This is a genomic window from Streptomyces sp. NPDC001515 (assembly GCF_053597115.1).
Map to the genome: position 1 here is coordinate 33,433 of NZ_JBSFHN010000051.1, position 10,422 is coordinate 43,854.

The 10,422-nt window shown below is 65.4% G+C and carries 16 protein-coding genes; 8 read left to right on the top strand and 8 right to left on the bottom strand.

Annotated elements, in window-relative coordinates:
• The first annotated feature begins 71 nt into the window (after positions 1-71).
• Complete coding sequence (locus tag ACWCXC_RS34950; RefSeq protein WP_450891592.1) at positions 72-593, top strand: hypothetical protein; 522 nt, start codon at positions 72-74, stop codon at positions 591-593.
• Between the two features lie 86 nt (positions 594-679).
• Here the strand turns inward: ACWCXC_RS34950 and ACWCXC_RS34955 are convergent, their stop codons facing one another.
• Together ACWCXC_RS34955 and ACWCXC_RS34960 are read right to left on the bottom strand one after the other, a co-directional pair.
• Positions 680-928 carry a hypothetical protein gene (locus ACWCXC_RS34955; protein WP_450891593.1) on the bottom strand — a complete coding sequence of 83 codons (249 nt, stop codon included), beginning with the start codon at positions 926-928 and terminating at the stop codon, positions 680-682.
• A 27-nt stretch (positions 929-955) separates the two neighbouring features.
• A complete protein-coding gene (locus tag ACWCXC_RS34960) occupies positions 956-1,378 on the bottom strand; it encodes a hypothetical protein (protein ID WP_450891594.1) in 423 nt (140 codons plus the stop codon).
• A gap of 149 nt (positions 1,379-1,527) precedes the next feature.
• Here ACWCXC_RS34960 and ACWCXC_RS34965 point away from each other — a divergent pair, with 149 nt between their 5' ends.
• Both ACWCXC_RS34965 and ACWCXC_RS34970 read left to right on the top strand, forming a co-directional pair.
• Positions 1,528-1,863, top strand: coding sequence for a DUF6233 domain-containing protein (locus ACWCXC_RS34965; RefSeq protein WP_450891595.1), 336 nt, complete (start codon positions 1,528-1,530; stop codon positions 1,861-1,863).
• 297 nt (positions 1,864-2,160) lie between these two features.
• Positions 2,161-2,370, top strand: a complete 210-nt coding sequence (locus ACWCXC_RS34970) for a hypothetical protein (protein WP_450891596.1) — start codon at positions 2,161-2,163, stop codon at positions 2,368-2,370.
• 54 nt (positions 2,371-2,424) lie between these two features.
• On the opposite strand, the gene ACWCXC_RS34975 is transcribed toward ACWCXC_RS34970, so the two are convergent.
• The 4 genes from ACWCXC_RS34975 to ACWCXC_RS34990 form a co-directional block, all read right to left on the bottom strand.
• Complete coding sequence (locus ACWCXC_RS34975) at positions 2,425-3,081, bottom strand: HNH endonuclease family protein (RefSeq protein WP_450891597.1); 657 nt, start codon at positions 3,079-3,081, stop codon at positions 2,425-2,427.
• Between the two features lie 138 nt (positions 3,082-3,219).
• Complete coding sequence (locus ACWCXC_RS34980) at positions 3,220-3,405, bottom strand: hypothetical protein (RefSeq protein ID WP_450891598.1); 186 nt, start codon at positions 3,403-3,405, stop codon at positions 3,220-3,222.
• Between the two features lie 201 nt (positions 3,406-3,606).
• Positions 3,607-4,914 carry a hypothetical protein gene (locus ACWCXC_RS34985; protein WP_450891599.1) on the bottom strand — a complete coding sequence of 436 codons (1,308 nt, stop codon included), beginning with the start codon at positions 4,912-4,914 and terminating at the stop codon, positions 3,607-3,609.
• Positions 4,911-5,516, bottom strand: a complete 606-nt coding sequence (locus ACWCXC_RS34990) for a recombinase family protein (RefSeq protein WP_450891600.1) — start codon at positions 5,514-5,516, stop codon at positions 4,911-4,913. The genes ACWCXC_RS34985 and ACWCXC_RS34990 overlap by 4 nt, the downstream gene beginning before the upstream one ends.
• 202 nt (positions 5,517-5,718) lie before the next feature.
• Between ACWCXC_RS34990 and ACWCXC_RS34995 the strand changes: the two genes are divergently transcribed.
• The 3 genes from ACWCXC_RS34995 (at position 5,719) to ACWCXC_RS35005 (ending at position 7,071) form a co-directional block, all read left to right on the top strand.
• On the top strand, positions 5,719-6,066 hold the full coding sequence (locus ACWCXC_RS34995; protein ID WP_450891601.1) for a hypothetical protein: 348 nt from the start codon (positions 5,719-5,721) through the stop codon (positions 6,064-6,066).
• Positions 6,067-6,155: 89 nt separating this feature from the next.
• The gene (locus ACWCXC_RS35000; protein WP_450891602.1) at positions 6,156-6,332 is read left to right on the top strand and encodes a hypothetical protein; all 177 of its coding nucleotides are present in this window, start codon (positions 6,156-6,158) and stop codon (positions 6,330-6,332) included.
• 163 nt (positions 6,333-6,495) lie between these two features.
• The gene (locus ACWCXC_RS35005; protein ID WP_450891603.1) at positions 6,496-7,071 is read left to right on the top strand and encodes a transposase family protein; all 576 of its coding nucleotides are present in this window, start codon (positions 6,496-6,498) and stop codon (positions 7,069-7,071) included.
• On the opposite strand, the gene ACWCXC_RS35010 is transcribed toward ACWCXC_RS35005, so the two are convergent.
• A complete protein-coding gene (locus ACWCXC_RS35010) occupies positions 7,061-7,405 on the bottom strand; it encodes a hypothetical protein (protein ID WP_450891604.1) in 345 nt (114 codons plus the stop codon). The two genes, ACWCXC_RS35005 and ACWCXC_RS35010, sit on opposite strands and share 11 nt — an antisense overlap.
• A gap of 476 nt (positions 7,406-7,881) precedes the next feature.
• Here ACWCXC_RS35010 and ACWCXC_RS35015 point away from each other — a divergent pair, with 476 nt between their 5' ends.
• Entirely contained in the window at positions 7,882-8,772 is an 891-nt protein-coding gene (locus ACWCXC_RS35015; RefSeq protein WP_450891605.1) for a PIN domain-containing protein, read from the top strand.
• A 92-nt stretch (positions 8,773-8,864) separates the two neighbouring features.
• Here the strand turns inward: ACWCXC_RS35015 and ACWCXC_RS35020 are convergent, their stop codons facing one another.
• Entirely contained in the window at positions 8,865-9,416 is a 552-nt protein-coding gene (locus tag ACWCXC_RS35020; RefSeq protein WP_450891606.1) for a hypothetical protein, read from the bottom strand.
• 204 nt (positions 9,417-9,620) lie between these two features.
• Between ACWCXC_RS35020 and ACWCXC_RS35025 the strand changes: the two genes are divergently transcribed.
• Positions 9,621-10,259 carry a PASTA domain-containing protein gene (locus ACWCXC_RS35025; protein ID WP_450891607.1) on the top strand — a complete coding sequence of 213 codons (639 nt, stop codon included), beginning with the start codon at positions 9,621-9,623 and terminating at the stop codon, positions 10,257-10,259.
• Positions 10,260-10,422: the final 163 nt, after the last annotated feature.

Sequence of the window (10,422 nt, forward strand, 5' to 3'; positions counted from 1 at the left end):
TTGCGGTCAGGCGCTCGGGCGACTGTCTCGAAACGGTCCGGTGGCTCGCAGAGCGCGCTACTTTTCTCCGCATGCCCGAACCTACCTCCGCCATCCCGATGGCTGCGCTGCGTCAACTCGTATCGATGGCCCAGGCAGCCGCTAGCCCTGTGACGCTCGTCAAGCACGGTCGCCGAGAGGACCGTGCGATGGCTTACGACCGGTTCCTAAAAGCGTGCGCTGGCGCAGTACGCAACCGTTCCGCTGCTGATGGCGTCGCCGAGGTCTGGTCCACATGGCAGGCCGTCAATTTGCGCTCTGGGAAGAAGGTGCGCGAGGCGGCTTCCGGCCTGGTCGATCGCGTCTCTGCCACTGCGGACGAGGGGGCTATCGGAGAATGGCAGCGATGGATCTTTGACACCGAAGAGCAGGACTATCTGCCCCGTACAGATCTTGAACAAGAGCATGGGGCGGACCTCTCCAGGAATGAGGAGGTGCTCTTCATGAACGCCATGCGCTCCTTCGTCGAGGTTGCCCGAATGGATCTGCTGGAGCGCTGGTGGCACCTGCTGATGCCGGGCCCGCTGCGAAGGCGGTACCTGGCCAGCCGGTGACGGTGCGTTCCAGCCCAGGTGGGCGATACGCTGACACAGCGGCGCCCTGGCCAGGTCTAGTGGCCGGGGCGCCGCGTTCGTGCGGTCTACTTCTCGTTGGCGCGCTTGCTTCGGATCAGCGCCAGGAAGTCTGGGCACCAGGACTCGTCGGGTACGTCAAGCCGCAACGGCACGTCCCGATCGGGGGCTGGGGCGACGATGCCCTCCTCGGCGCTGCACGCGATGGGGTGGAAGTCGCAGCCCCCGGTACAGCGGTGCCCGTCGCCCGGCTTGTGCCAGATCGTTCGGTCCGGGGCGCGGCCATAGCCAGGGGCGCGCTCAGGTGTGGCAAGCATGGTCCTGTCCTTTCGGTTCGGTGATCTTCACCAGTCGCGGGAGGGCTTGTCGACTGCGTGCCGAAAGGCCTCGACATGGCGCTCAGGGATCAAGTAGCCCACGACCTTTCCGAAGCCGGGCCCCTGCGGCTGGACCGGCGACTCCAGGGTGTCCGGCCACCACCCCTCTCGGGCTCCTCTGTCGACGGCCCGCTTGATGGCGGCGCTGTGGCCACGCAGGCTGCCATCCTCGCCGGTGCGCAGGTCGTCGGCGGAGACGTAGCCACCGCGTTCGACGGCCTCCTTGATGATGCGGCGCGCATTGGTCGGCAGCGCCAGGTAGAGACGCTCGGCTCGCTCCCTGGTCCAGGTGGTGTCGGGTTCGATGTCGGCGGCGTGGTCGGCGAGCAGGGCTAGGAGCTTCTCCTGGAAGTCCTCTGTGGGCTGCTCAACGGTGATGGTGATCTTCATGGCGCTCCTCGCATCGACAGACATGGATTAACGTCTGTTTTACGAGAATAGCGGCGCGATCCTTTTTTGTCTGCCATTAGGCCGGGTTAGTTCTCGTTTGATGGTGGGCGCGCCGACGCCTGCCAATCCTGGGGCCTAGAATCGAACGCGTGAACGATCTGCCGCCCGACCTACCGCGTCTCCGTGTCCTGGAGACCTGGCTCGCCATGGCCCTCGACCGGGTCCGAGCGCAGATCGCCGCCATTGAGAAGCGCGAAGCCGAGACACGCTACGGCGAAGAACACCGGCCACCCACACCCGACTGGATCGCCGAACTCGGCATCGGCCAGGGCGCGCCCCCATCCGAGGTCCACGTCGGCGGCTGCTACGCCGCAGGGAAGCGGCGCAGGGCCATCACCCGCGACCAGGCCCAGGCGCTGCTCGCCGAGGGGATCCGGGCCTGCACGCACTGCCGGCCCGACACCGACCTCGGCATGCTGGGCTAACCTTTCTGGCCTCAGCGGCGAAACCGGGGGCGGACGTGTTCAACAAACTGCGCCGTGCACTACAAGGGTCCAGGCCAGCCGTTCCCAAAATGCGGACGGTCTACCATTGGCGCTGCGAGTGCGGCGCCCACTCTCGCGGCGGCGATTGGTTCAAGTCCGATGCGGAGTACAACGCTCAGCGGCACCAGTGGCGCGCGGGAGTAGGACATCCCATGCCGGAGGTTTACTCGACCGAGGAAGAAGTGTCGAGAAACCTCTGAGTCGCGAGGATGCCACCCCCAGGCGCACCCTGAATGTATGGCCGCGCCCATCATCATCCACCGCCCCTCCCCCACCGGCGGCCGGCGAGTCACCATCCGCGGGCAAATCGCCGGGCTCGCACATGACGATCACGACGTCGTCGAGTTCTTGCGGCGGGCAGGGCTCCCCGATGCCGAGCAGCTGCTCGACCAGCCCGAGTGGGTGGAGTGGCGGGGCGGGCGGGCACATCGGTACGAGGCGGCGTGACCTTTCAAGCCCGCCCCGTCGCAATGCCACCCCAGAGGTTGAGAGCGCCCTGGGTCAGTTCGCCGTCTCGTACTCGATCGGCTGCTCACCACACGTCTCGGCCAGCTCGTTGAGTGCCGCCGCCTCGGACTGATCCACGGTGAGCCCCCAGCGGAGCTTCGTCGAAACCCAGTCGGCTGCGTAGGTGCAGCGGGCCTCGGCCAGCGGCGGGAGCCAGGTGCTGGGGTCTTGGTCGGCCTTGCTCCTGTTCGTTTTCGCAGTCACTGCGACCAGGCTGCGGGCGGCGTCGAGATCGTTGGCGTATGCCTCTCGGCGGGCCGCTGTCCACTGCGAGGCGCCCGAGTCCCAGGCCTCAGCCAGCGGAACCATGTGGTCGATGTCCAGACCGCCCGGCGCGGTGAGGGTGACGCCGTCGTAGTACGAGTACCACTCGCCGGCGACGATCTTGCATCCCGACTCGATCGTGACGGGAACGCGCGACTCGGCAATCAGTACCTCGGCGCGGGTGTTGCACGAGTCGCGGTCGGCGTCTACCCAGTGCTTGAACTTGGTGCGCTGATACCCCTCACGAGACTCGGCCGCGAGCGGGAGAAGCTGGATACCGTCGGACAGGGTGAGGACCTCAGCCTGGGCGTGAGCCGGGGTTGCGGCGAGCAGGGGCAGGATGGCGAGAGCGGCGGCAGCACAGCCGCGGGCAGTCTTAGTGATCATGCCGCTTTGGTACCGGCCACAGACAGCCGGCGGTCGTAGAACCGCGGCCCGATCACCCTGGAGGGTGGGAAGTCATACCGCGCTTCTCCGGCCTCGCCTCAACGGTGGCAGGGCCGGAGAAGCGTGTTGCTCCGAGAATTACTTCCTCAGAACGTGGCGCAGCACCGGACTTCCATCAGCAGCAATAGCCGCCTGTGGAGGGTCTGCCTGCCAGCCCTGGCTCGCGGCGTAGCTGAGAGCCTGCGACGTGGGTTGACCGGTGGGAACGTCGACGTGCGCAACATTGGGGTTGGCCGGGTCGATGACTATCTGCGGTGTACTCATGCCCAGAGGCTAAGGCCTGACGGCATCCGCGTGACCTCCCGTGGGGAGGCCGGGAGGTGCAGCAGGCCCCGCCCGAAGGGGGTCCAAACGGGCAGGGCCTGAACGGGGGAACTGCCTGATGGCGAGTCCGACCGTGGATCAACGATCCTGAAACCGGCCACAGTGGAAGAGGTGCGACCGGAAACGGTTGGCCGAACGTACTCAGCGCATCAATGCCGCAACAGGTGTGACATCACCGGAGTCGAACACCACGGCAGCGTCAACATCAAGGTCCACGACCGCGTGGACTGCGGACGCCTCTGCGGCGCCGCACACCTCGTCGACGTCAACGACCACGGAACGGATGGTCAGCCCTGGCTGATCAGTGAACCACTCGCCGACCAAGTCCATGACGTCCTGCAGCGCTTCTGCGGGGAAGTATTCGACACCGCGGGTGGACAGCCAGCCTTCGCCGTCGAGCCCGCCCAGGACGAACCCTTCCAGCACTCGTGCCATGCCGAGGGGCAACCCCGAGATGCGAAGATGCTGGAAGGTCAACCCATCCTCGGCGTGCTGCCGAAGCCGGTTGTAGCCGGCCCCGGAGCTGATGCCCGGCTTCACGGTCTCCTTGCCGGTCGTGGCGTCCAATCCGCTCACGACGTAGTACACGTCATGAGGCGGGACAGTGCCGCCGTACATCCCTCGTGGACACTCGGGGCATCCACGCTTCATCTTGTTCGGGACGAGGCCGAACTCGTGTCCGGCGAAGCAGACTGCCCGGTGGGAGCGCGACTTGGCTATCCACTGCGACTCAAGCACGGTGATGCCGAGATCTTTGGCTTGCTCCGAGAACTCCTGGAACTGGGCCAACTTGCCACAGGGGCCGCAGAAATCCGCGCGGATGGCGTGGCGTCCATCTCGGCTGTCCACGTAGAACGTGTGCGGGTGGCCGCGGCGGCACCTGATCTCGGCGGCGTTTCGGTACTTCTTCGCCACGGTGGATCGAGTCTCACGAAGGACCACCTCTATCTTGGCGAATCCTTCGGCGATCTTCGCAGCCTGGTAGCACTCGGGGCATAGCACGGCAACCGGCTCTCCGCGCCAGTTCGTCGCGTCACGCCCTGTCGCCTCGAAGCTGTGCCCCTTCGGGCACTTCGCCGCGAAGACAACATGACCTTCGCCAGACTCATCTCGCCCATCTGTCGCTTCCAGATCTACGCCCTGGGCTTCGGCCACAGACTGCAGGGCGGCCAGGCACTCCGCGACCCGCTCGACGTTGAAGCACTTCTTGCACCACGGCTCGCTTGGATCCCGCCCGATTGGTACGCGGTGAGACACAAGGTCCACAGGACGAACGCTGAACTCGTGGGCGGCGCTGCACCTGACGTCGGCCCAGCCAATCAGACCGTGATCGCGCTCCAGCGTCCACCCCTGCTGTTGACACGCCAGGCGGAAGAGATCCATCAGCGCCTGGATGTGAGCGGCAGCTTCCGTGCTCACATCTTGGGGCGTCGCCGGATCGCCCGTCATACCCGCCCCTTCCCCGCGTCATGCTGGCGAAGCGCCTGCGAGATGGCTCCGACGCTCGGATTCTTCCCCTTGTTCGCGCCTTCGGCGATGCGGAGGTGGGGCTGGATCTGCCGGATCGTGAAGCCGCGGTCTCGTAGTCCCACCGCCTGCGCCACAAGAACGTCCGTCATGACGGGCTTGCGTCCACCAACGCGCCCCTGCTTCCGAGCCGCTTCCAGTCCGTTCTTGGTCTTCTTGACGATGTCGCGACGCCGGTCTTCGGCCAGGGCGAGCGCGAGGTCGAGAATGAAGGACCGTTCGGTGTGGTCGCCAGCCGCGATGCCTTCCAGGACTTTGACGGCGACACCTCGCTCGAAGAGGTCGTTGAGGACGATCAGGCCTTCGAGGAGGTTGCGGCCGAGACGGTCGACCTCTTGCACGCAGAGCATGTCGTCTTCGCGGATGTACTCAAGGGCGGCTTTGAGGGTGGGGCGGTCGTCGACGGCGAGCTTGCCGCTGATCTTCTCTTCGAAGACCTTGAGGCAGATCGGGTCGAGTGCATCGTGCTGCCGTTGGGTGTTCTGCTTGTCGGTACTGACTCGGACGAGGCCGACTAAGGCCATGCGAATCCCCTTCGTTCATCAAACGCCTCGGTACGGAATCTGAACAGTACCACTTAGATGAACGGGTTAATGAACAACGTTGGGGGTGAATAGGGGAGTTCGAGCGCAACACGCTCATGTTCACGTCCCGACCGATTGATGAACGACCTTCACAACGGGCAGCAAGCTGCCTGCTGTCAGTGACGCGCTTTAGGCTCACGGCATGAAGGACGCAGAAGTGATGACCCGCGTGATCGCCATCCTGACCGAGACCAGAAAGTGGGTCGCCGATGACGTGGAACAGGACGCGTCCGACGACCAGGCGCTTGGCCTCGTCGGGGCGTTGGTGAACGAACTGGTCTCGACCTCGTTCGAAGTCCCGGGCGACGCGTCGCCACAGGACGTAGCAGCTGCGATCGGCGAAGCCATGAGCAGCCCCCTCTTCAAGGCGTTCGCTGGCTTTGCTGCGGCGTTCCACCTGCTTGCCGCCGAGCACGACCAGCACAACCCCGAGACCTCCTCCGCGGACGTGCTCCGAGACCTAGCCCTGCGCGTCAGCAACGAGGAGTGAGCCGCCGATCAGGCAACTCCATTCGCCGCCACTCACTCGGACCGGCACCCGCGCCAATGCAGGCCAAGCGGTGGTCGTACTCTTCCGGCATGCAGGCAGCCGACGCGACGCGTCTTCAGAAGGAATGGGAAGCCAAGGGCTCTCCCCCGTGCGAGCACCCCAGGTTGGCGAAGGAGTACTACCTGAGCTCCCAGACCGGCGACAAGGTGTGCACGACGTGCGGCGAGGACTTCTCGCCGGCTGAGCTGAAGAAGATGGGCCGGTAGGCCCACGCACTGAAGCGCCCCGCCCCCTGCCGCGACGAAGAGGCGGGGGCGCTTCAGTGTTCAAGCCAGTTGGCTTCTCCGGCGGCAGTCAGGGCATCGAGAAGTCGATCCTGCGCTAAAGGCTGTCCCGTAACTGCTGGCCTGCTCTCGCGTTGGTCACGGTATGGGTGGGGTGATCTCGGCGAGCGATCCGAGGTGGATCGAGCCGTTCTCGGGATTGAGCGAGTCGCAGTTCCGCAAGCTGGTCGCGCTGGTCCGCCGTCGCGGCGGTGACGTCCAGCGCGGCCGGCCGTGGCGACTGTGCCTGGAGGACCGGGTGCTGCTGGTAGCCACATACTGGCGGACCAACCTGACGTTGCGGCAGGTCGCCCCACTGTTCGGGATCTCGAAGTCCGCCGCGGACCGAGTGCTTGACAACCTCGCACCACTGCTGGCGATCTCACCCTTCACCGAGTCGGGCGTCGACCGGGCCTGCCGTGACGCACCGGTCTTGGCGGACGGTGGCTACCAGGGAACCGGCGCCCTGATTCCGCACCGGCGCCGTCCCGGACAAGACCACCTCACACCCGAGCAGGAAGCCGACAACGCCGTGCACCGCAGAGCCCGAGCCCGGGTCGAGCACGTCTTCTCGCGGATGAAGAACTGGAAGATCCTTCACAACTGCCGCCTGAGCGGAGCTGGGGTGCATCACGCAATACTGGGCGTCGCACGGCTCCACAACCTTGCGCTCAGCGGGTGAGCTGGTCCCGCCGCACCGTGAACCTCTCGTATCCGTCAGGCGTGCTGACACCGTGCGGCGAGGTGGAGACAGTGACGAACTCGTCGTCCCCCGCCAGGCCATCGCCCTCGGCGACCGCGCAGGCGACGGTGACCTCCACCGGATACGACGTGTCCGGGCCGAGCTCGCCCATCGCCGCAAAGATCGGGGCCTTGTCGAACAGCGACCAGCGCCGTCCCGCCGCATCCATGAACTGAACCTCGACCACACCGGGCCAGGGCTCATCATCCACCCAGCGGACCGCCTCACATCGCAACTCAAACACGAACGCCCCCACAGCACCGACCAAGGTCATCAACGAGCGCCAAGTATGCCGCGAGACGCCGTACCCCTATTACGGGACAACCTTTAGCCTCCCGCCATGGCAGAACGCGCCCCCTTCCACCCTGGCGACGGCCGGCTTCGCTACGTCGGCCCTGCGACAGCGGTATTCCCTGACGGACGGGAGGCCGCGGTCACTGCATCCCTTGTGCTGCGATACGACCCGAACCGCACAGATAACCGGGAGTCCGACCGCGACAGCACTTGGGCCGGAAGCATCACGCTCGCAGACGAGGCTTCACCCGTAGACCTCTTCGATGCGGCGCCTGGGTTCCTGCGCATGCCTGACGGCCGTGAGAGCGAGCTCATGGCAACTGGCGGGCCCCGTACCTCTTGCTGCTCAGGCTTGGGCTCTGCCCCCCTTCGTCGATCCGGGCAGTCCCAGCCCGTAAGGGAACGTTATGCGGTAGCCAGTCGGCACCGAACATCGCCGACTGCCACACTTCGCGCATGCTTGTGACGCCCCTCCCGGGCACAGACCGGGATCACCTCCTCCGTACCCTCGACACCGTCAGGATCAAAATCGACAACCTACGAGGCCCGTTCACCGGCACGTCATACAGCCGTCTTGTTCTGTACCTTCGCTGGGCTACCGAATCGGCCCGCCTCCTCCGCAACCTTGTCCGCACCGAGGACATGACACGCCTGGTACTGACCCGCCGGTACGATGCCCTGCTTTCTGGTGCTGCGGGAGGCTTCGCCGGAAGTCATCAGGAAGCTCTCCTCAACGACCTCATCTCACTGGAGATGGAGGAGCGGGTGGCAGAACTTGGCGAAACCGCAGCCGCCTTGAGGAAGCAAGGGGAGGACTGGGGCAGCGAAGGTGTCCTCGTTGTCGCAGACAGCAGCGTGTACATACAGCACGAGTTCAAGTTGCTGGACTGGAACTTTCACTCGCTACTCGACATCAGGGAGGAGCACGTCCGCCTACTTTTTCCCATGGTCATTGTGGACGAGCTTGACAATTTGAAGCAGAGTAAGGAGCGGGTTCGCAGGTGGCGCGCTGCGTACACCCTTGCCGTCCTGGATAAGCACCTGACGCAAAGATCTGACTTCGCTGTCATCAAGGCGGCGGACTACTCCGGATTGGAGTCGGGCGGCGTACCCCACGGGCGCGTTGCGGTTGAGATCCTCTTCGACCCCCCGGGACATTCCCGTCTTCCGATCAATGATGACGAGATCGTCGACCGCGCTGCGATGGTGCAGTTGGTAGCAGCACGGCCCGTGCGCCTACTCACCTACGACACCGGGCAGGCGATGCGAGCAAGGGCAGCCGGCCTGCGCGTGCACAAGTTGCGTCCGGCCGCAGAGTCCGAACCCGATCCCGCCATCTCAAAGTAGGAAACGTCCGAACGCCCCGCGCAAACAGGCGTTGCGGCGGGGCGTTCGGAGCGCAGACTTCTTTGTAGCCGCCGTATCCGATCGACCAGGGCCTACTCGACCTCAGGCACAGGAACGTCGATCAGCCACGCCCTCTCGAACCCGGTGTCACCGGAGAAGAACGAGGCGAAGTGCTGGAGGACTGCGTAGGCAGCGTCTCGATCTTCAGCGGGCCGGCTCGGCTGCACGGCGGCTTCGGCGCGATCCACGATGTGGGTGAAGCACCGTTCCCAGCCCTCGTGGCCGGGCAGCCCGACGCGCGCGGTGCACTTTCGTTGCACGAAGTCGAGGAGGTCGGGCCAGTCCTCGTTCACGTGCGAGCCGGCTTTGGCTGCCGCGTCGATGGCATAGCCCGACGTAATGAGGCGGTGAGTGAGTGCCTTCACGCCGGCTATGAGTTCCCGCTGCTCGGTCGGGAGGCTCGCCCTGTCGAATCGAGCCAGGCGGCGGTATGAGGTCCGGGCCGCCCCACTGAACGACATGGTGTAGAACCACTCCTCTTCGCGCGACTCGAACTTCCCCGCGGCGCGGAGGGCCCGGTCGAACTCCACGCGGAGTTGGTGATTACCAAAGAGGTCTGCGACGCGATCGGGGATCTCGAACATGACGTGTGCTCCTACGTGTTCAGGCCCCGCGCCGATTTCCAGCGTACACATCTGGGGCGGCTGGCAGCCCACCCTGCACTAGATGGCCCGCACTGATCCCCCACGTGTTGGTCACAACTCCGTCACCACCGGAACATCTTGCTCCCCCACCTCATTTCGCGACGCTACGGTCAGGCCTTCACGAAGCACCCTTGGGGGGACGCAATGCGCATCCGCACGCTCGCTGCCACTGCCAGCTGTCTGGCCGTTTTCGCGTTGGTCGGCTGTGACCCGGCAACTCCGGCGACCGAGGCGCCCGCCACCCCGACACCGGCCGCGCCCACGGCGGATTCGAAGGCGTCAGCGAAGAGCGACGAGCCGGCCGAGATGGGGACCGTCGCGAACTTCGTCGGTATGGGGCTTCAGTCCGCGCAGGACAAGGCGCAGGCCGACGGGTTCTACCTCCTCAAGTCGCATGACAGCGCTGGCCGGGACCGGATGCAGGCCTTCGATCGGAACTGGAAGGTGTGCTCGCAGAACTTCGCCGCGGGGAAGACGATCCCCACGGACACGGAGCTGGACTTCGGCGCGGTGAAGCTGGAGGAGACCTGCCCGGCGACGGACCAGAAGGAGCCGACGGTGGAGGGCGGCAAGATGCCGAACCTGGCCGGCAAGTCCGTGAAAGCGGCCCGCGGCGCCCTCGACTCAGGGACGTCGGTCACCGTAACCGACGCCAGCGAGGACCGCATGGTGCTGCTGGAGAGCAACTGGCAGGTGTGCACCCAGTCGCCGAGCCCGGGCGAGACTCTGAATGGTCAGCCGGTTGAGCTGACTGCTGTGAAGTTCGACGAGTCCTGCCCGTAGAGACTGCGCGGCCTGAACGGCCGGGCAGCTGCCCCTCCTGTCCGAAGGCGGGAGGGGCGTCGTCGCTTAGACGGTGTCTCGATTGGTGCTGGATCGTTGCTCCCGGCATGGACATAGTTCTGCGTCTGGTGCCGGACAGGCTGTGGGAGATCTTTCAGGATGT